This window comes from Streptomyces sp. NPDC091682 (assembly GCF_044756625.1).
In the GTDB taxonomy this organism is placed as follows: Bacteria; Actinomycetota; Actinomycetes; order Streptomycetales; family Streptomycetaceae; genus Streptomyces.
Genome location: NZ_JBIVTH010000025.1, coordinates 68,626 through 88,608, shown reverse-complemented (window position 1 = coordinate 88,608; position 19,983 = coordinate 68,626). Strand labels below are relative to the sequence as shown.

The 19,983-nt window shown below is 72.6% G+C and carries 18 protein-coding genes; 7 read left to right on the top strand and 11 right to left on the bottom strand.

The genetic code is table 11. The features are described from left to right. Nucleotides 1-11: 11 nt before the first annotated feature. The 4 genes from ACIQK6_RS36840 to ACIQK6_RS36825 form a co-directional block, all read right to left on the bottom strand. A complete protein-coding gene (locus tag ACIQK6_RS36840) occupies nt 12-287 on the bottom strand; it encodes a hypothetical protein (RefSeq protein ID WP_329104120.1) in 276 nt (91 codons plus the stop codon). 210 nt (nt 288-497) lie between these two features. Then, nucleotides 498-1,334 carry a response regulator transcription factor gene (locus ACIQK6_RS36835; protein WP_329104122.1) on the bottom strand — a complete coding sequence of 279 codons (837 nt, stop codon included), beginning with the start codon at nt 1,332-1,334 and terminating at the stop codon, nt 498-500. Between the two features lie 146 nt (nt 1,335-1,480). Continuing rightward, on the bottom strand, nt 1,481-2,500 hold the full coding sequence (locus ACIQK6_RS36830) for an SCO0930 family lipoprotein (protein WP_402696848.1): 1,020 nt from the start codon (nt 2,498-2,500) through the stop codon (nt 1,481-1,483). 118 nt (nt 2,501-2,618) lie between these two features. After that, on the bottom strand, nt 2,619-3,635 hold the full coding sequence (locus ACIQK6_RS36825; protein ID WP_329108108.1) for a GDSL-type esterase/lipase family protein: 1,017 nt from the start codon (nt 3,633-3,635) through the stop codon (nt 2,619-2,621). A gap of 795 nt (nt 3,636-4,430) precedes the next feature. On the opposite strand from ACIQK6_RS36825, the gene ACIQK6_RS36820 reads away from it, so the two are divergent. Together ACIQK6_RS36820 and ACIQK6_RS36815 are read left to right on the top strand one after the other, a co-directional pair. Further along, the gene (locus ACIQK6_RS36820) at nt 4,431-5,915 is read left to right on the top strand and encodes an amino acid permease (RefSeq protein WP_329104126.1); all 1,485 of its coding nucleotides are present in this window, start codon (nt 4,431-4,433) and stop codon (nt 5,913-5,915) included. 16 nt (nt 5,916-5,931) lie between these two features. Then, the gene (locus ACIQK6_RS36815; RefSeq protein WP_007262967.1) at nt 5,932-6,387 is read left to right on the top strand and encodes an Lrp/AsnC family transcriptional regulator; all 456 of its coding nucleotides are present in this window, start codon (nt 5,932-5,934) and stop codon (nt 6,385-6,387) included. A 40-nt stretch (nt 6,388-6,427) separates the two neighbouring features. Here ACIQK6_RS36815 and ACIQK6_RS36810 read toward each other — a convergent pair whose 3' ends face one another. Continuing rightward, on the bottom strand, nt 6,428-7,150 hold the full coding sequence (locus ACIQK6_RS36810) for a GNAT family N-acetyltransferase (RefSeq protein WP_329104128.1): 723 nt from the start codon (nt 7,148-7,150) through the stop codon (nt 6,428-6,430). Nucleotides 7,151-7,532: 382 nt separating this feature from the next. Between ACIQK6_RS36810 and ACIQK6_RS36805 the strand changes: the two genes are divergently transcribed. From ACIQK6_RS36805 to ACIQK6_RS36795, 3 genes are all read left to right on the top strand, one after another. Then, the gene (locus ACIQK6_RS36805; protein WP_329104129.1) at nt 7,533-7,946 is read left to right on the top strand and encodes a hypothetical protein; all 414 of its coding nucleotides are present in this window, start codon (nt 7,533-7,535) and stop codon (nt 7,944-7,946) included. A gap of 200 nt (nt 7,947-8,146) precedes the next feature. Further along, nucleotides 8,147-8,947 (top strand): carbon-nitrogen hydrolase family protein, encoded by an 801-nt coding sequence (locus tag ACIQK6_RS36800; protein ID WP_329104131.1) that lies wholly within the window; start codon nt 8,147-8,149, stop codon nt 8,945-8,947. A gap of 43 nt (nt 8,948-8,990) precedes the next feature. Then, on the top strand, nt 8,991-10,688 hold the full coding sequence (locus ACIQK6_RS36795) for an NAD(P)/FAD-dependent oxidoreductase (RefSeq protein WP_329104133.1): 1,698 nt from the start codon (nt 8,991-8,993) through the stop codon (nt 10,686-10,688). Nucleotides 10,689-10,749: 61 nt separating this feature from the next. On the opposite strand, the gene ACIQK6_RS36790 is transcribed toward ACIQK6_RS36795, so the two are convergent. From ACIQK6_RS36790 to ACIQK6_RS36775, 4 genes are all read right to left on the bottom strand, one after another. Then, on the bottom strand, nt 10,750-11,358 hold the full coding sequence (locus ACIQK6_RS36790) for a hypothetical protein (RefSeq protein WP_402696835.1): 609 nt from the start codon (nt 11,356-11,358) through the stop codon (nt 10,750-10,752). Between the two features lie 42 nt (nt 11,359-11,400). Beyond that, nucleotides 11,401-12,042, bottom strand: coding sequence for a DUF5995 family protein (locus ACIQK6_RS36785; protein WP_329104137.1), 642 nt, complete (start codon nt 12,040-12,042; stop codon nt 11,401-11,403). Between the two features lie 75 nt (nt 12,043-12,117). Beyond that, nucleotides 12,118-13,515 carry a solute carrier family 23 protein gene (locus ACIQK6_RS36780; protein WP_329104139.1) on the bottom strand — a complete coding sequence of 466 codons (1,398 nt, stop codon included), beginning with the start codon at nt 13,513-13,515 and terminating at the stop codon, nt 12,118-12,120. Nucleotides 13,516-13,610: 95 nt separating this feature from the next. Continuing rightward, nucleotides 13,611-14,858, bottom strand: a complete 1,248-nt coding sequence (locus ACIQK6_RS36775; RefSeq protein ID WP_402696833.1) for an MFS transporter — start codon at nt 14,856-14,858, stop codon at nt 13,611-13,613. A 55-nt stretch (nt 14,859-14,913) separates the two neighbouring features. Between ACIQK6_RS36775 and ACIQK6_RS36770 the strand changes: the two genes are divergently transcribed. Both ACIQK6_RS36770 and ACIQK6_RS36765 read left to right on the top strand, forming a co-directional pair. Continuing rightward, entirely contained in the window at nt 14,914-16,071 is a 1,158-nt protein-coding gene (locus ACIQK6_RS36770) for an ROK family protein (RefSeq protein WP_402696831.1), read from the top strand. A 759-nt stretch (nt 16,072-16,830) separates the two neighbouring features. After that, a complete protein-coding gene (locus ACIQK6_RS36765; protein WP_402696829.1) occupies nt 16,831-17,433 on the top strand; it encodes a hypothetical protein in 603 nt (200 codons plus the stop codon). Between the two features lie 775 nt (nt 17,434-18,208). On the opposite strand, the gene ACIQK6_RS36760 is transcribed toward ACIQK6_RS36765, so the two are convergent. Both ACIQK6_RS36760 and ACIQK6_RS36755 read right to left on the bottom strand, forming a co-directional pair. Then, a complete protein-coding gene (locus tag ACIQK6_RS36760; protein ID WP_402696827.1) occupies nt 18,209-18,970 on the bottom strand; it encodes an SDR family oxidoreductase in 762 nt (253 codons plus the stop codon). A gap of 53 nt (nt 18,971-19,023) precedes the next feature. After that, complete coding sequence (locus ACIQK6_RS36755; RefSeq protein ID WP_402696826.1) at nt 19,024-19,923, bottom strand: RNA polymerase sigma-70 factor; 900 nt, start codon at nt 19,921-19,923, stop codon at nt 19,024-19,026. Between the last annotated feature and the right edge of the window lie 60 nt (nt 19,924-19,983).

The window sequence follows — 19,983 nt, the reverse complement described above, 5'->3', positions numbered from 1 at the left end:
GGACCGGCCCGTCAGAGCGCCGGGTCGCGGTGCTCCGCGCAGTCGCGCAGGGCGATCTCCAACTCCACGTACGACTCCTCCGCGCGCCGGAACGCCAGCGTCAGGGCCGCCTCCGCACGCGGCGGAACCTGCTCGCGGACCCCCTCGCGGGCCTCGTACAGGATGTCGGCCCAGCGGGCGGCCGCACTGCGCAACCGAGCCAGCAGCGCTTCGGCCTCGGCGGGCCCGGCCGGCCGGGCCCGGGGCAGCCCGCTCAGGGTGTCGACCAGCGCCTGGATCTCGGACATCGCGCTCCTCCCGCGCCGGAAGATCCACGATACGAGAGGGGCGACGGCCCCGAGGGCCGATCGGCGCGGCGGTGCGGCCGACGGCTCCGGCGGATCGCCGTACGTCCCTCCCGGCGCGACGAACGGCGCCCCCGAGCGCCGGACGGTCGGGCGCGAACGGCCCGACGACAGCCGGGGAACGGCCGGGGAACGGTCGGGGATCGGCCGGTTTCAGCCGGTCGCCTGCCGCATCAGCAGATCCCGCAGCTCCCGCGCGTGCCTGCGGCTCACCTGGAGCTCCGCCGCCCCCACCCGGACACTGGTGGTCCCGGCCTCCAGCCGGAGCTCGTCGATCCGCGAGAGCGCCACCAGATGGCGGCGGTGGATCCGTACGAACCCGCGCGCCGCCCAGCGCTCCTCCAGCGTGGACACGGGGATCCGGACCAGGTGGCTGCCCTCGTCGGTGTGCAGCCGGGCGTAGTCGCCCTGCGCCTCGACGTAGGAGATGTCCGCGATCGCCACGAAGCGGGTGACCCCGCCCAGTTCGACGGCGATCTGGTCCGGTGTGCGGTCGGCGACGGTGACCTCGGCCACCGGCCGGCGCGGCGCCGCCGCGGCCGGGGCGCCCGACACCGGGGCATCGGCGCCCGCCGGCGCAGCCGGACCCTCCTCGAACCGGCCCAGCTGCTCGCAGGCCCGCCGGACGGCCTCGGCCAGCCGCTCCGGGCGCACGGGCTTGAGCACGTAGTCCACGGCCTTCAGGTCGAAGGCCTGTACGGCGAAACCCTCGTGGGCGGTGACGAACACGATCAGCGGCGGCCGCGCGAAGCCGGCCAGCAGCCGCGCGACGTCCAGCCCGGTCAGCCCGGCCATGTGGATGTCCAGGAACACCACGTCGATGCCGTCGGCCCCGTCCGGGCCGGACTCCAGCGCCCGGGTGACCCGGCGCAGGGCCTCGGTGGCGTCCGAGGCGCCCTCCGCACTGCGCACCCGGGGGTCCGAGCGCAGCAGGTAGAGGAGTTCCTCCAGGAGCGGCTTCTCGTCGTCGACGGCCAGTACGCGCAGCATGCGGCCGAGTCTAGAGACGACCGGGCCGCGGCGGAACGCCGAAGGGGCGCGGCCCCCGCCCAGGGGGGAGGTGGGCGAGGGCCGCGCGAACGGGGTGGGGGGAGGGAGGGGATCGGTGGGTGGTGGGGGAGGGACGGGGACAGGGGCTACTGGACGGTGATCAGCTTGCCGTCCGGGGACACGGCGTACCAAGTGCCGCCCACGCCCTGGCCGTTGACGTCACCCGGCTTCTTGTCACCGGAGAAGGTGTAGACGGGCCAGCAGTCGACGCTCTGCTGCTTCTGGCCGTCGGGGCGGTTGAGCACCGTGTAGTTCTTCTCGACGATCCCCTTGTCCTTGGCCTTCTCCACCGGCGCGACGACCGGCCACTTGGTCAGGCAGTCGCCCACGCACTTGGAGGTCATCGGCCACTGGGTGTCCGGCTTGAACCGGTAGACGGTCATGCCCTTGCCGTCGACGATGTGGTCGCCCAGCTTGGGGTCCTTGGCCACCGAGAGCTTCCCGTCGGCTTCGGCGGCGCCGCCCGCGGCCGGGGGCGCCGCCTCGGCCGGCGGCGCCCCCTCGGCCGGCGGCGCCCCCTCGGCCGGCGCCGCCTTCGCGGCCTTCTTGCCGTCCGCAGCGAGGGCGAACCACACCCCGCCGACGCCCTGCCCGTTGACGTCGCCCGCCTTGGTGTCCTTGCTGTAGCGGTAGGCGGGCCAGCCGCCCACCGTCAGCTGCTTGCTGCCGTCGGTGCGCACCACTTCGCCCAGCAGCGACGCGTCCATGCCGGCGGCGGCGGTGACGTCACCGGCGGCGACCACCGGCCAGGTCTTCTCGCAGTCCCCGTCACAGTTGGACTTCGGCGGCTTGGCCGTGTCCTTGTCGAAGCGGTAGAGGGTCATTCCGGCGCTGTCGGTGAGGACGGGCCCGACCTTGTCGTTGGAGGTGATCGCCAGTTGCCCGGCCGGCTTGGCGCCCGAGGCGCCCGCAGCACCCTCGGCACCCGCAGCGCCGTCGGAGCCGTAGGCGGCGTCCGAGGCCTTCCCGGTGTCCTGGGCGGCAGCGGCGGCCCCGACCGGCTTGGTCGTGTCCGCGGCCTTGTCGTCGGCGGGGCCGCAGGCCGTCGCCGCCAGGACGACGACGATCGCGGCCGCGGCCAGGGTGGTTCCGCGCTTGATGCCCATTTTGATCTCTCCCACTCGTGGTGTCCTTCGCGTCCGCCACCGTGATGGCGTCAACTCTGCCCAGGACACGCCGCGATGGCAGGGAACTGTTCAACTCGTCCGGTGTGGGCTGTTTCACTCACCCCACGCCGAACCCGGAGCGCCGCAGGGCCGTGGCCACAGCGAGGCCGAGCACCTGGTGTCCGCTGTCGTTGGGGTGCAGCCCGTCCGCCAGGTGCTCGGGACCGAGCAGGTCCCGGCCCGGCAGCACGGCGAGCCGGTCGTCCCCCGCGGCCATCCGGTCCCGGGCCGCGCGCTCCATCGCGTGCCGCAGGGCGCCGAGGGTGGCGCCGAGCTTGTTCGGGGTGCGCTCGGCGTCGGGCCGCAGGACGGGGGAGACCAGCAGGATCGGGGTCCGCGGGTGCCCCTGGCGGACCAGTTCGAGGAACGCGCGGGTGGTTTCGTACAGCAGGGGAGACGAAAAGGGCACCCGGGACCAGCAGTTGGTGCCGAAGGCGAGCGTCAGGACGTCGGCGGGCAGGCCCGCGAGCTGTTCGGCGGTGGTCAGCTCACCGCGCGCGGCGCCCGCGTAGCCGAGGTTGACGGTGTCCCAACCGAGGGCCCGGCCGGTGACGGCGGGCCAGCCGTGCGCGGGGCGGGTGGACCACCAGCCCTCGGTGATGGAGTCGCCGTGCACCACCCAGCGCGGTGCGGGCGGCGCCGGGGCGAGCGGGCCGCCGATCCCGCGCAGCCCGAGGATCAGCGGGGACTGGGTTTCCGGCGGGTGGATGGTGAAGGGGCCGGTGCCGCCGCCCAGGTCGATCCGTACGACGGCCTCCGCGGCCGGTTCGGTGAACACCTCGGTGACCACCCCGTGCCGGTCCCACAGCGCGAAGCCGTGCGCGAGGTCGCGCAGCGCGTCGGTGGGGCCGGGCACGGTCGCCCGGTAGCGGACCTCCACCGAACGCGCGGTCTCGGTGGTGAATTCGAGCCGGACGCCGATGGGCAGGGTGGAGCGCTCGCCGGTGTCCCAGGGCAGCCGCATGGTGTCGGTCGGATCGGCGCGGACCGGCCGCCCCCGGTCCAGCCAGGCGACCCCGCGCAGGAAGGGCAGCGCGTCCTGCCAGGGCGCCGGCTCGTCGGGGTGGCGCTGCAGCCCTGCCGACCAGGTCGGTCCCGTCGAACCGGTCGGCAGTCCTGGACCGTCCGGCCCCGCTGCCCCCGCTGCCCCCGCTGGTCCTGCTGCCCCCGCTGGTCCTGCTGGTCTCACCGGTCGCCTCCGATCGTCGGGTACGGGAACCTCGCGCCGACCCCGCGGTCCACCCCGACCGCCCGCCCCGCGACGAACGAGGACGGCGGCGAGGCCGGGACGTACGGGGCGGCCGCGCTGCCCGCGGTCTCGGCGACCCGGCCCGGCAGGGCGTCCTCCGCGTTGCGTCACCGCCCCCCGGTGCCCGGCGGGGCGGTGACCCGCGGGGGCCGCACCACCCCCACTGCCACCGCGTTCACCCGTACCCCGCTCGAGCCCGGTTCCACCGCCGCGGAGCGGACCAATGCCATCGGGGCGGCCCCGGCGGTCCGGACGGGGCTCCGGGGGGCCGATCTCCGTGGAGCACGCCCGGATCCACGGCGGCACGCTGCGGCAGATCTGATGAAGTGTCAAGAGAGGGGGTCCGCGGCGACCTGCGCAGCGATCGATCATCCCTACGCAACAAACGACTGTCAGTGACTGATCCGCGCAATGATCGTGCGCCAATGTGCAAGGATGGTCCATTACGGGCGGTATCACTCAGCTCGTAGGCTCACTCGCTGTACGTGGAGTGGCGCGGATCGCCTGCTCGGCGGTCCCCCATGAGCAGACCCTTCTTTCGTCGGGCCCTGCCCTGCTCCGGATCGTCGCGGTCGACGCCTCCCCTGACCTCCCCGATCCGCAGTGACAAGGAGTCCCCTCGTGCTCGACCACGGCCAGGCGCCACCGCTCGCTACCGAGGCCAAGAGGCCCGTCAACCCGCTGCTCCGCCGCAAGCCGGTGGAGCAGTTGGTCGCCGAGGGCGGCCAGGGTGAGGGCGGCGCGCTCAAGCGTTCGCTCACCATGTGGCAGCTGACCATGATCAGCATCGGCGCGACCCTGGGCACCGGCATCTTCGTCGTCCTCGGCGAAGCCACCCCGATCGCCGGCCCGGCCGTCTTCATCGCCTTCATCGTCGCGGGCCTGACCGCGCTCTTCTCGGCGCTCTCCTACGCCGAGCTCGCGGGCTCCATCCCCGTCTCGGGCTCCTCCTACTCCTACGCCTACGCCACCATGGGCGAGCTCATAGCCTGGGTCTGCGGCTGGTGCCTGGTCCTCGAGTACGGCGTCTCCGTCGCGGCCGTCGCCGTCGGCTGGGGCCAGTACCTCAACGAGCTGCTCGACGGCACCCTCGGCTTCACCATCCCGGAGGGCTTCTCCGCCCCGCTGGGCGAGGGCGGCTACATCAACCTCCCCGCCCTCGTCGTGGTGCTCCTGTGCATGGTCTTCCTGCTCCGCGGAGCCAAGGAGAGCGCCAGGATCAACACGATCATGGTCGCCGTCAAGATCGTGACGCTGGCCGTCTTCATCGTCATCGGCTTCATGGGCATCAAGGCCGGGAACTACACCCCGCTGGCCCCGCTCGGCGTCACCGCCATCAGCACCGCCGCATCGATGCTCTTCTTCTCGTACATCGGCTTCGACGCCGCCTCCACCGCCGGTGAGGAAGCCAAGAACCCGAAGAAGGACCTGCCCCGCGCGATCATGCTCTCGCTGCTGATCGTCACCGTGATCTACTGCCTCGTCGCCCTGGTCGCCGTCGGCGCCATGCCGTGGCAGGAGTTCGAGGGCAGCGAGGCCGCCCTGGCCCAGATCATGGAGAACGTCACCGGACACTCCTTCTGGAGCGTCATCCTCGCCGCCGGTGCCGTCGTCGCCATCGCCAGCGTCGTCTTCGCCGTCCTCTACGGCCAGACCCGCATCCTCTTCGCCATGTCCCGCGACGGCCTGATGCCGAAGGCCTTCGCCAAGGTCGACGAGAAGACCGGCACCCCGAAGGTCAACACGATCATCGTCTGCCTCTTCTGCGGACTGCTCGCCGCCTTCATCCCGCTGGGTGAACTGGCGAACGCCACCAGCATCGGCACCCTCTTCGCCTTCGGCCTGGTCAACATCGCCGTCGTCATCCTGCGCTACACCCGCCCGGAGATGAACCGCACCTTCAAGGTCGCGCTCTTCCCGGTCACCCCGATCCTGGGCTTCATCTTCTGCGCCTACCTGATGACGGAGCTGCCCGGAATCACCTGGCTGGTCTTCGGTGGCTGGATGGCCGTCGGGCTCGTGATCTACTTCTTCTACGGCATGCGCCGCTCCAGCCTGGCCACTGTGGCCGCCACGGCCGCCTCGGCCGCGGAGGTCGCTGAATAGAAGTGATTCACCCCCCGTGCGACTGAACGATCTCGACGAACGCATCGTGCACGCCCTCGCCGAGGACGCCCGCCGCTCCTACGCGGACATCGGCTCCGAGGTCGGGCTCTCCGCGCCCGCCGTCAAGCGGCGCGTGGACCGGCTGCGCGCCGAAGGCGCCATCACCGGCTTCACCGTCCGCGTGGACCCGGCCGCCATGGGCTGGGAGACCGAGGGCTTCATCGAGATCTACTGTCGGCACAACACCTCGCCGGACGACATCCGGCGAGGACTGGAGCGATACCCCGAGGTGGTGTCCGCGTCGACCGTCACCGGCGACGCGGACGCCCTCGTTCAGGTCTTCGCCTCCGACATGCGCCACTTCGAACGGGTCCTGGAACGCATCGCGGGCGAGCCGTTCGTGGAACGCACCAAGTCGGTGCTCGTCCTCTCCCCGCTCCTGCGCCGCTTCACCTCGGGCGCGCCCGCGTAACGCTCCGCGGCGGGCCGGGAGCGGGGCGGGGCCGGGGCGGTCACGCCTCCGGAGTGCGCAAACCCAGGAAGAGCGGGCTGCGGCGCAGGGCGAAGCCCATCGACTCGTAGAGCCGCACGGCCCCGGTGTTGGCCGCCGCCGCGTGCAGGAACGGGAGCTCCCCGCGCCCGCGGACCTCCGCCGCGACCGCGCGTATCAGCCCGGCCGCCAGGCCCCGGCCCCGGTGGTCCGGGTGGGTGCACACCGCGCTGATCTCCGACCAGCCCGCCGGCCGCATCCGCTCCCCGGCCATCGCGACCAGCCGGCCCTCGTGACGTATCCCGAGGTACGTGCCCAGCTCGACCGTCCGGTCCAGGAGCGGGCCCGGCTTGGTCAGCGCCACCAGCTCCAGCATCTCCGGTACGTCATCGAGCCCCAGCACCACCGCCTCCGGCGCCGCCCCGGCCCGTACCGTCCGCCCGTCCAGCTGCACCCCCGGAACCGTCACCAGCGTGTGCCACCCCGGCGGCGGGGTCAGCAACCCCGTCACCCAGACCTCCTGCCCGGGGCCGGCCAGTACGGCCAGATCCGCCCACGCCCGCGGGTCCCCGGGATCGGCGAGCGCCGAGAACGGGGACGTGTCCGGCGCGTAGCGGGCCGCCAGACCAGCGGGACCGAACTCGGCGAAACCGCGGTGCGGCCCGGTCAGCGCGGCCCAGACCGGATTGTCGAGTACCTCGTCGAGCACTTCACTGCCGCACAGCGTGCCGCTCTCGGGGGACATGGGTGCAGGACTCCTTCAGCGGGGCGACGGCGTCCGGCTGGTGACCGCCTTCTTGACGGCCCCGGGCGCCGCCACGAGACTCGGGGGACAGCCATGACGGACAACGCCCGCCACCGGAAGCCTAACCAGCACCGGACGCGGGCGACCGAGGACGAGGACGGGGGTGGGCGGCGGTGGACACGGCCCGGACGGCGGACACGGACACGCGGGCCCGGACCCTCCGGCGCTGCTGGCTCACCCGACGCCTGCACATCGACCTCCTGCGGGTGTGCAGCGCTTTCGGCCCGCTCGGCTGACCCCCTCAGAGACGAGTGACCCGGACCGGGCGCGCGCCCCGCGCCGCCCGGGGCCCAGCCGTGTTGTCCTCCACGCCAGGAGAGTCATGTCGCACACCGTCCTGCCCCGCACTCCGCTGCCCCTCACCCCGCTGCCCCGCACCGGCCCGGCGCCCGCCCCGCGGGGCCGCATCGGAGCCGGTTTCTCCCCCGTACCGCACCGCTACCACCTCTACCTCCGCGCCGACTGTCTCCCCTCGCAGCAGGTCACCGCCGCCCTCGCCGCGCTGGGCCTGACCCGCTCCATCGCCGTCACCGTCCTCGGTACGGAGCCCGGGGCGGCCGGGTACACCGCGCTGCGGCTGGCCTACGAGGCCACCGGCCACCACTTCGACGGCGCCCTGACCGTCCCGGCCCTCGTCGACTCCTGGAGCGGCCGCGTAGTCTCCGACCACACCCCCGACATCCTCGACGACCTGCGCTTCCTGGCCGCCCACCCCGCCTTCCGCGCGGGTTCGTAGCAAGGGGCACAGCAGGCGCCGCAACAGGGGCCGTACGGGGTCCACGGGGCGGCCCGGGGCGCCCGCGCAACGAATCGCCGCGTAGGCCAGGGAACACGCAACGAATCGATGCGCGGAGCGCAACGCTCACGGCTTGTCCGGGTCGAACGCGCGAACGTACCGTTTTATGACCCCCTCCCCGCCTGTCACAGAGGTAGCCCATGCCCCCGCTGCGCACCGCCCTCCTCCAGAGCTCCGGCGTTCTCGGCGACACCGCCGAGAACCTCAAGGCGCTCGACGAGGCAGCGGCGCGCGCCGCACAGAGCGGGGCCGGGCTCCTCGTGACCTCGGAGATGTTCCTGACCGGCTACGCGCTGGACCTCCAGGACATCCCCGGCCTCGCCGAAGCCGCCGACGGCGCCTCCGCCCGGGCCATCGGCGAGATCGCCCGGCGCCACGGGATCGCCGTCCTGTACGGCTACCCGGAGAGCGCGGACGGCGTCGTCTACAACGCCGCCCAGCTCATCGGCCCCGACGGCGCGGCGCTGGCGAACTACCGCAAGACCCACCTCTTCGGCTGCTTCGAACAGGACGCCTTCACCCCCGGCGACACCCCCGTCGTCCAGGCGGACCTGAACGGCCTCCGCATCGGCATCATGATCTGCTACGACGTGGAGTTCCCCGAGAACGTCCGGGCGCACGCGCTCGCCGGCACCGACCTCCTCCTGGTGCCGACCGCGCAGATGCACCCGTTCCAGTTCGTCGCCGAACAGCTCGTCCCCGTAAGGGCCTTCGAGAACCAGATGTACATCGCGTACGTCAACCGCACCGGTCCGGAAGGCGAGTTCGAGTTCGTCGGACTCAGCTGCCTGGCGAGCCCCGACGGGGTCACCCGGACCCGGGCCGGCCGCGGCGAGGAGCTGGTGTTCGGCGAGGCCGACCCCGAGCTGCTGTCGGCCTCGCGCGAGAACAACCCGTACCTGCGCGACCGCCGACCCGGGCTCTACGCCTCCCTCGTCTAAGCCCTCTTCTTCCCCCAGCCCTGCCGCAAGGAGACGTACCCCCATGACGTCCACGGTGCCCACCACCGCCGTCCCGCACAGCGACGGACAGCCGCCGATCACCATGTTCGGCCCGGACTTCCCGTACGCGTACGACGACTTCCTCGCCCACCCGGCGGGCCTCGGCCAGATACCGGCGACCGAGCTCGGCACCGAGGTCGCCGTCATCGGCGGCGGGCTGTCCGGCATCATCTCGGCCTACGAGCTGATGAAGATGGGCCTCAAGCCCGTCGTCTACGAGGCCGACCAGATCGGCGGCCGCCTGCGCACCGTCGGCTTCGAGGGCGCCGAGACCGAGGGCCTCACGGCGGAGATGGGCGCCATGCGCTTCCCGCCCTCCTCCACGGCCCTGCAGCACTACATCGACCTCGTCGGCCTGGTCACGGAGCCCTTCCCGAACCCGCTCGCCGAGTCCACCCCCTCGACGGTCGTCGACCTCAAGGGCGAGACCCACTACGCCGAGACGATCGCGGACCTCCCGCAGATCTACCGCGACGTGTCCGCCGCGTGGAACGCCTGCCTCGACGAGGGCGCCGACTTCTCCGACATGAACACCGCGATGCGCGAGCGGGACGTCCCGCGCATCCGCGAGATCTGGGCCAAGCTCGTCGAGAAGCTCGACGACGAGACCTTCTACGGCTTCCTCTGCAAGTCGGAGGCCTTCAAGTCCTTCCGCAAGCGCGAGATCTTCGGCCAGGTCGGCTTCGGCACCGGCGGCTGGGACACCGACTTCCCGAACTCCATCCTGGAGATCCTGCGCGTCGTCTACACCGAGGCAGACGACCACCACCGCGGCATCGTGGGCGGCTCGCAGCAGCTGCCGCTGCGCCTGTGGGAGCGCGAGCCGGAGAAGATCGTCCACTGGGCCCAGGGCACCTCCCTGGCCACCCTGCACGACGGCACCCCGCGCCCGGCGGTCACCCGCCTGCACCGCACGGCCGGCAACCGCATCACGGTCACCGACTCCTCCGGCGACATCCGCACGTACCGCGCCGCGATCTTCACGGCCCAGTCCTGGATGCTCCTGTCGAAGATCGAGTGCGACGACACGTTGTTCCCGATCGACCACTGGACGGCGATCGAGCGCACCCACTACATGGAGTCGTCGAAGCTGTTCGTCCCCGTGGACCGGCCGTTCTGGCTGGACAAGGACGAGGAGACCGGCCGCGACGTCATGTCGATGACGCTGACCGACCGCATGACCCGCGGCACGTACCTGCTGGACAACGGTCCGGACAAGCCCGCCGTCATCTGCCTCTCGTACACCTGGTGCGACGACAGCCTCAAGTGGCTGCCGCTGTCCGCGAACGAGCGGATGGAGGTCATGCTGAAGTCCCTCGGCGAGATCTACCCCAAGGTCGACATCCGCCGTCACATCATCGGCAACCCGGTCACCGTCTCCTGGGAGGACGAGCCCTACTTCATGGGCGCGTTCAAGGCCAACCTCCCGGGCCACTACCGCTACCAGCGGCGCCTGTTCACCCACTTCATGCAGGACCGCCTCCCCGAGGACAAGCGCGGCATCTTCCTCGCGGGCGACGACATCTCCTGGACGGCAGGCTGGGCCGAGGGCGCGGTCCAGACCGCCCTCAACGCCGTCTGGGGCGTCATGCACCACCTCGGCGGGTCCACGGACTCCACCAACCCGGGCCCGGGCGACGTCTACGACGAGATCGCCCCGGTCGAACTCCCCGAGGACTGATCCTCCGGGCACCCAAGGCCACGGGCCGTCCCCGCGCGAGCAGCGCGGGGACGGCCCGTTCTCAATGCCCGCGCCACGGCGGGGCCGTACGCCTCCAGACCAGCCTCCAGCGCGCGGCCATCGCGGCGCGCGCTGCCGGTACGTCGTCCTCCGGTCCGGTGGGGCGGTACCCCAGGCTCACCCCGCACCTGGCGCACAGCCGGTGGACGCCGTGACCGCTGTGGTACGGCGTCGTGCCGCGGTCCACGTCGCAGACGGGGCAGCTCGCCCACTCCCCGGGCAGGGCGCGCAGGATGCGCGGCATCGTGGCCGTGAGCGGCTCCACGGGGTGGAACTCCGGGTCGGGGCACCAGAGCCGGCGCGTCGGCTCGGGCGGATCCGGGATCCGGACCCCGGCCGCCTTCTGCGCGCGTCGCGCGACCACCCAGGTCGCGTGTGCGGCCTGCCAGATCTCCCGGGCGGCGTGCAGCTCCTCCACCGCCCTCACCAGCGCGTCCGGATCCTCCTCCAGGTCCGCCGGGATCCGGGCGCTGTGGACCAAGTGGTGGTAGGTCGCGCGGACGCCGTACGGCGCGAACTCGGCCACGCAGGTCCGGAACCCGCAGAACCTCTGCACCGGCGCCAGCGAGACGTCGTGCACCCGGAGCCGGTGCGTGGCGAAGCTGGTCATTCCGGGAGCGTAAGGCGGCCCCGCCCGGCCCGCAGCGGGGTTTCAGCCCCGCGGGGTCAGCAGGCAGCGGCCGACCAGGCCCACGCCCGCGTCGAGGGAGTCCGTGAACTCCTCGGCCAGTTCCGGCACCCGGCGCAACGTCCACAGCAAGCGGGCCGCCGACCAGGCCGCGGCGCGGGCGCGCTCCAGGCTCCACGAGCCGACCAGGTGGGTCAGCGGATCGGCGATCTCCAACAGGTCCGGGCCCGGCATCAGGTCCTCCCGGATGTGCTCCTCCAGCGAGACCAACGTGTCGCCGACCCGGTCGAAATCCGCCTCCAGGGCCTGTGGTTCACAGCCCAGCTCACCGCAGGTGGTCACCACCGCCAGCGCCAGGTCATGGCCGATGTGCGCGTTGATCCCGGCCAGCGCGTGCTGGAGCGGGCGGATCCCGGGGTGGCGGCGGTACTGCAGCAGGGGGCGCCAGCAGGCCGGGGCCCGGTCCGCCTCGACCGCCGTCAGGTACCGCTCCGCGAACCGCACGCTGAGCGTCTGCGCCCGCCGGGGCGCCGGGAACCCGCCGTGCTCGATCCGCCGGTGCAGGGTCTCCGTCACCGTCAGGTAGACCCGGTTGAAGACGGCGACGCCGTCCTGCGGCGGGAGCCGCTCCTCCAGGGCGCGCATCCGCGCCAGCACCGCATCCATGGGGGCAGGGTGCCAGGCGCCGACGCGGATCCGGGGAACTTGGCCGTACGCTTCCCCGGTTCGGGCGAAACACCGTCAACGGGGCTTGTCCCGGCCGTCCCCGGAGCCCTCGTCGTAGCCGGAGGTGCCCGCGTCGAGCAGGGGCTCCTGCTTGAGGTGCGCGGGCGCGAGGTAGCGCAGCGCGTGGTAGCCGGTGATCACCACGATCGTGCCCAGAGCGATGCCGCCCAGCTCGAAGCTGTCGGTGATCTGCAGCTTCACACCGCCGATGCCGATGATGATGCCCGCCGCCGCCGGCACCAGGTTCAGCGGATTGCGCAGGTCCACCCCGCCGTTGATCCAGATCTGCGCGCCGAGCAGGCCGATCATCCCGTAGAGGATGACCGTGATGCCGCCGAGCACTCCGCCCGGGATCGCGGCGACGATCGCACCGAACTTGGGGCAGAGCCCGAAGAGCAGCGCGAAGCCCGCGGCCGCCCAGTAGGCCGCCGTGGAGTAGACGCGGGTGGCTGCCATGACACCGATGTTCTCGGAGTAGGTGGTGTTCGGCGGGCCGCCGACCGCCGTGGACAGCATGGACGCGGCGCCGTCCGCCGCGATCGCCGTGCCCAGCTTGTCGTCGAGCGGATCGCCGGTCATCTCGCCCACGGCCTTGATGTGGCCCGCGTTCTCGGCGATCAGAGCGATCACCACCGGCAGGGCGATCAGGATCGCCGACCACTCGAAGGCGGGCGCGTGGAAGGACGGCAGCCCGATCCAGTCCGCCTTGGCGACCGCGGAGAGGTCGAGCCGCCAGTGGTCGACGGCGGCCTCCCCGCCCAACGTCGAGTGGATCTTCCCGAAGAGCAGGTCGGAGAGCCAGGAGATCCCGTACCCGAAGAGCAGACCGAGGAAGATCGCGATGCGCGACCAGAAGCCGCGCAGACAGACCACGGCCGCCCCCGTGAACAGCATCGTCAGCAACGCCGTCCACTGGTCCTGCGGCCAGTACGTGCTCGCCGTCACCGGCGCCAGGTTGAAGCCGATCAGCATCACCACCGCGCCCGTCACGATGGGCGGCATCGCCGTGTGGATGACGCGGGCGCCGAACCGCTGGACCACCAGTCCCGCCAGGAACAGTGCCACGCCGACGACGAAGACGGCGCCCGTGACCACCGCACTGTCCCCGCCCGCGGCCCGGATCGCCGCCGCGACACCGACGAACGACAGCGAACAGCCGAGGTACGACGGGACCCGGCCGCGCGTCGCGAGGAGGAAGATCACCGTCGCGACGCCCGACATCATGATGGCCAGGTTCGGGTCCAGGCCCATCAGGACCGGAGCCACGAAACTCGCGCCGAACATCGCCACGACGTGCTGCGCGCCCAGCCCGGCGGTCCGCGGCCACGACAGCCGCTCCTCCGGCCGGACCACCGCCCCGGGGGCGGGAGTCCGCCCGTCTCCGTGCAGGGTCCAGCCCACGCCGAGGCCCATGTTCCACTCCTCTTCTCCGGACGGTCGCCGATCCGGCTGCTCACACGTCGAGGCCGCAGCGCACGGGGTACGTGCCGCTGCGGCCAGTCGACATATTACGGCCGGGTTTGAGCAGGTTCGTCGAGGTCGGCGGGACCGGACGTGGCCGCCGCCCCGCCGGGATCGCCCCCAGCCTGCCCCACCGGCGGCCCTTGGCGCAGTACCGCGGCACCGGCGACCAGCCCGAACGCCAGCAGGGTGACCAGCCCGAAGGACACCACCAGCGAGGTCGCGTCCGCCACCGCACCGATCGCCGACGGGGCGATCAACCCCGACGTGTACGTGATCGTCGCGACACCGGCGATGGCCTGCGCCGGGGCCGGGCCGCTGCGCCCCGCCGCCGCGAAGGCCAGCGGGACCACCACCGCGATCCCGAGCCCGATCAACCCGAACCCGGCCAGCGCGCCCGCCGGATGCCGGGCCCCGACCACGAGCAGCCCGCCCAGCGTGGCCACCACCCCGCCCGCCCGGACCGTGCGAACCGCCCCGAACCGGTCCACCACCCGGTCCCCGACCAGCCGGGCCACGGCCATGGTCAGCGCGAAGGCGGTGGTGGAGGCCGCCGCCAGCCCCGCGTCCGTGTGCAGGACGTCCCGCAGGTAGACCGCCGACCAGTCCAGGCTCGCGCCCTCGGCGAAGACCGCGCAGAACCCGACGGCCCCGATCAGCAGCGCCGACTTCGGCGGCAGCGCGAAGTGCGGCGGAGCCTGCGCTTCCTGGTCGGCCCTGAGGTCCAGTACGCCCTGTACGGCGAACAGCCCGACCGCCGTCAGGGCCAGCGCGGCGACCAGGTGGTGCAGCCGGGCGTCGGCCCCGGCGTGGGCGGCGACGGTACCCGCGGCCGATCCGAGCAGCGCCCCCACGCTCCACATGCCGTGCAGCGAGGACATGATCGAGCGACCCAGCCGGTTCTCCGTCTCCACACCCAGCGCGTTCATCGCCACGTCCGACATGCCGGCGGTGGCTCCGTAGACGAACAGCACGAAGCAGAGGGCGGGCAGGTTCGGGGCGAGGCTCGGCAGGATCAGCGAGAGGGTCCAGAGCGAGAGCAGGGCCCGCAGCGCGGCCCGCGCGCCGAGCCAGTGGTTGATCCGGCCCGCCAGTGGCATGGCGAGGGCCGCGCCCACGGCGGGGGCCGCGAGGGCCAGGCCCAGCGTGCCCGGGCTGAGCTGGGCGTGCTCCTGGATCCAGGGGATACGGGTGGCGAAGGAGCCGGTGACGGCACCGTGGGTGCAGAAGACGGCGGCGATGGCATAGCGGGCATGGCGCAGGCGCGCCGGGCTGAGGTCGGTGTCCCCGGTCATGAGGATTAAACTATCAGGGACCCTGCCTGATAGATAATGGGCCCAACTCCCTAGGATGGGCGCCGTGACTCCTGCCCCCACCAGCACCCAGGTACCGTCCCCCGCCTCGCCCAGCACGGCCCGGGCCATCAACGACCGCCTCGCCCTGCAACTCCTCCAGGAATCCGGGCCGCTGACGGCCACCCAGCTCAAAACCATGACCGGCCTCTCCCGCCCCTCGGTCGCCGACCTCGTCGACCGGCTCACCGAAGCCGGACTCATCGAAGTCGCCGGCGAATCCGGCGAACAGCGCCGCGGCCCCAACGCCAAGCTGTACGGGATCGTCGCCGACCGCGCCCACCTGGCCGCCCTCGACGTGCGCACCGACCGGGTCACCGCCGTCATCACCGACCTCCTCGGCCGCCCCCTCGCCGAAGCCGCCCTGCCCGTCGGAGCCCCCGAGTACGCCGTGGCCGCCCTGCTGCGCACCGCACGCGAGGCCGGCGCCGCCGAGCTGCACACCGTCGTCATGGGCGCCCCGGGCCTGGTCGCCCCCGCCACCGGCGAACTCCGCGACACCAGCGGCCTCCCGGCCTGGCACCGGGACCTCGTCACCGCCCTGCAGCGGAGCCTGCCCGCCGTGGTCGTCGTAGAGAACGAGACCAACCTGGCCGCCCTCGCCGAGCAGCGCCTGGGTGTGGCCCGCGACCTGGACTCCTTCGTCCTGCTGTGGCTCGGCGCGGGCGTGGGCGCGGCCGTCGTCCTGGACGGCCGGCTGCGCCGCGGCGCCTCCGGCGGGGCGGGCGAGATCGGCTTCCTCCCCGTACCGGGCACCGCCGGACTGCCGTCGGCCGAGGACTGCGCGGGCGGATTCCACGCCCTGGTGGGCCGCGAAGCCGTGACCGCGCTGGCCCGCGCACACGGCTTCGCGGGCCCGGCGGAGGAGGCCGTGGCCGGAGCCGCGGGGGAGGCCTTCCTCGAAGCCCTGGCCGAACGGCTCGCGCTCGGCGCGGCGGCGGCCGCGGCGATCCTGGACCCGGGCTGCGTGGTCCTGGCGGGCGAACTGGGCCGCGCCGGCGGCCCCGCCCTGGCCGCCCGGGTCGCCCACCGCGTGGCGAAACTGACCCCGGTCCCGACGGAGATCCGCGCCACGACCCTGGGCGACCCGGCGGTCCTGGCGGGAGCCGAACTGGCGGCTCGGGAGGCCGCGCAGGCGGTGCTGTTCGGGGGGTAGGGGGTAGGGGGCGGGGGGCTTCGGTAGGCGGGAGCCGCTCGGCCGGTATCAGGGTTGTGTATGGGGTTTTCCCGTCAGTCCGATGGTCTCCGTGTCGGGCCGGTCCCTCAAGGGCGCTCCTTCGTCGCGTCGCTTCGCGATGTCGCTGCGCTCCACCCTTGACCGACCGTCCCGCCCCGGAGGGACGAAGACTGCCGGAAACCCCCGAAAGAACGGGCCGGGTGTTCAAGGATCAGGACGGGGCGGTCGGAGACGCCCAGCCTGGTCGGGCGCGAAAAGCCACATTCGAGAGACAGGGCGCATGACAGCCGTCTGCCGGGTCGGGGGAAGCGCCCCCGATCGCTACGCGCTCCTCGCCTCACAGCGTCTCCACCCCGTCCTGGGCCGGACATAAGCCGCCCACGGGCCCCAGGCGTTCCCGCCGAGAGCGCCCGACGACCGCCTGTGGCCGGCCACAAGCCGCCTACGACCTCGGCCCGACGCCCGGTATGCGTCCGGCGGCCGTCTTGGGCGGGTCATAGGCCGGCCACGCCCCTTTGGCGCTCCTTTGGGAGGCGTCCGGCGGCTGTCCGGGGCGGAGGAGAGTGGGACAGCGGTCATTCCGTCGTGGATGCGGGTCAGCGCACGGGGGTCATCGGACGCCTCCCGTGCGAACGGGTCATCCTGCGGTCGCCCATCGGTTCAACCCGGGGGAGGACGCTGAGGGTTCACCCCGCGACCGAGGATTGACAACGTCGGATCTCACGGGGGAGGGCACGTATGACCACGCACGCCAGGGACACGGCGGTACCGGCAGCCGAGATGACGGTCGGCGCGCCAACCGGCCGCAAGCCCGCCGAGCCCGTTCCCCGCTGGGCGGTTCGGGTGGCCCACGCCATTCCGCTCTGCGTCCTGCCGTCGGGGTTATGGCGTGTAGCGCTGGTCCTGGGCCTGGCGGGCTACGACACGGACTACGAGTGGGCGGCGTGGGAACGCCCCTACGTGATCGGCCTGTCCGTGGTCAGCGAAGGACTCGCGCTGCTCGCCCTCGGGCTGGTGCGGCCGTGGGGCGAAGTCGTCCCCCGTTGGGTGCCGGGGCTGCACGGTAGGCGGATCCCGATCCGGGCGGTGGTCACTCCGGCCGCACTCGGGGCAACGCTGCTCATGCTGTTGTGGGCGTACGCCTTCCTGAACCAGATCTTCGGCTTCGTGGAGCCGAATAACGAGAGCGGCGAAGGAGGCCCTACCAGCGGTCCGGCCGCCTGGGCGCTGTGGGCGGCGTACGCCCCCCTCCTCGCCTGGGGCCCGCTCCTGGCGATCCTCACCGTCGCGTACTACCGACGACGCCGAGCGGCCGACGCATCGGCTCTCATCAGCCGCTGACGACCGGCGGTCGCGGTCATGACGAAACGGGTCGCGATCCATCACTCGCTCAGGCTCATGACGTCCTGGGATGTTCGTTCGCGACGGCCGCGCTGCAGGTGCACGATGTGGTGAGCGATTCGACTTCGCTCCGGTTGGGCCGTTCGCGGACTGGTTGCGTCGGAGCCGTGGCAGATCGACGTCGTGTGGGTGGGCCACTGCCATCGAGCTGAACGTCCAGGACGGGCCGCCGCTGTCGGCGTCGAACTCCGTCAAGGGGCGTGCGAGGCGGCCCCCGGTCGGTCGTCGGACACAGGTCGAGCGTTGGACCCGAGCTCGTGGGCGTCCTACGCCCAGCCGTAGACGGTCGTCGGGCGCTCTCGGCGGGAACGCCTGGGGCCCGTGGGCGGCTTATGTCCGGCCCAGGACGGGGTGGAGACGCTGTGAGGTGAGGAGCGCGTAGCGATCGGGGGCGCTTCCCCCGACCCGGCAGACGGCTGTCATGGGCCCCGTCTCTCGGACGTGGCTCTTCGCGCCCGACAGGACGGGCGTCTCTGACCGCCCCGTCCCTGGAAAGCATCCCCGGCCCGTTCTTTTGGGGGTTTCCCGGCAGTCTTCGTTCCTCCGGGGCGGGACGGTCGGTCAAGGGTGGAGCGCAGCGACATCGCGAAGCGACGCGACGAAGGAGCGCCCTTGAGGGACCGGCCCGACACGGAGACCATCGGACTGACGGGAAAACCCCATACGCAACCCTGATGCCGATCAAGGGAGCCCCGCCCCCCCCCGAAGCCCCCGCCTAGCGCCCCCGCCCCCGCTCCGCCGCGAAGTCGGCGAACGTCATGCGGCCCACCGCGTGGGACGGGGTCAGGTTGCCACCGCGCCTGAAGCCCGCGTAGGCCTTGCCCGCCAAGGGGACGGGGAGCACCCGGCGGTGGCGGCGCGTCGCGGTCAGGTAGGTGCGGGCCAGGTCTTCCAGGGTGTGGATCTGCGGGCCGCCCATGTCCGGGACCCGCCCCGACGGGGTCGGGACGGCCAGTTCCGCCAGGCGGTCCGCGACCTCACCGACGGCGATCGGCTGGACCCGTACCCCCCTCGGCACGGGCACCGGCACCAGCGGCAGCTTCGCCGCCGTGTCCACCAACTGCGCCACCAGATCGTGGAACTGGGTCGTGCGCAGGATGGTCAGGCCCAGCCCGGACTCCTCCAGCAGCCGCTCGACCTTCAGCTTCGTCCGGTAGTAGCCGAGCGGCACCACGTCGACCCCGACGATCGAGATGTAGACGACGTTGGTGACGGTCCCCGCCCGCCGGGCCGCTTCGATGAGGTGCCGGGTGGCGGCTTCGTCGTCCTTGCCTCCGCCGCGCGTGTTGCTCGCGCAGTGCACGATCACCTCCGCGCCCGCCGTCGCCGCGTCCAGCCCGCCGCCGTCCGCCAGGTCGACCGGGTAGTCCGGGGCGTGCCGGCTCAGCGCCCGGACCTCGTGGCCCGCGCTCCGGAGCCGGTCCACGACCAGCACGCCGAGGGTGCCGGTGCCGCCGGTGACGAGGATGGTGCTCACGGGTTCCGCCTTTCGCCGATGTCTTTCCTTCAGCAGCGGAGACCGGACGGCCCTCAGGAATGTGACAGCTGCCGATGGAGGAATTCCAGCTTCTCCGGGTTGAGCACGGTGCTGAGCCCGCTGACCAGCCCGTTCTCGAATTCCACCAGAAGAACGCCCGTCTCGCCGAAGAGCAGCGCCGGTACCCCGTTGACCTCCGCGACGCTGACCGGCAGGTCCCCGGCGAACTTCTTGAGCACCCCGATCGCGAACCGGGCCACCTTCTCCCGCCCCAGGATCGGCCGGAGCGCCGCGTTGACCACGCCGCCGCCGTCCGAGACGAAGCGGGCGTCGGCCGTCAGCAGCCCCTCCAGCCGGGTCAGGTCCCCGCTGCGCGCCGCCGTCATGAAGGTTTCCACGAGGCTCTGCCACCGCTCGGGGTCCGGTGCGAAGCGCGGCTCCGGCGCGGTCGGCCGCTCCGTGGCCACCCGGCCGGCCGCCCGCCGGTAGAGCTGGCGGCAGTTGGCCTCGGTGAGGTCGAGGAGTCCGGCGATCTCCCGGTGGCTGTAGGTGAAGGCCTCGCGCAGCACGTAGACGGCCCGTTCCACCGGCGTCAGCTGCTCCAGCAGCACCAGCAGGGCCATGGACACGCTGTCCCGCTGCTCCGCGGACTCCAGCGGGCCGAGCGTGCCGTCCCCGGTGAGGACGGGTTCCGGGAGCCAGGGGCCTACGTACGCCTCGCGCCGGACCCGTGCCGAGGTGAGGGTGTTGAGGCACAGGTTCGTGACGACCTTGGCGAGCCAGGCGCCGGGGTGCTCGATCGCCTCGCGGTCCGCCGACGCCCAGCGCAGGTACGCCTCCTGCACGGTGTCCTCGGCCTCCGCGGCGGAGCCGAGCATGCGGTAGGCGATGCCGAACATCCGGGGACGGTTTTCCTCGAAGTCCGCGTCGGACGCGGGGATGTGTGTGATCACCGGTGCAGCGTACGAGGCCGGGTCCGTGCGGAACGAGCGAGGACCCGGTGGCCGCCGGGC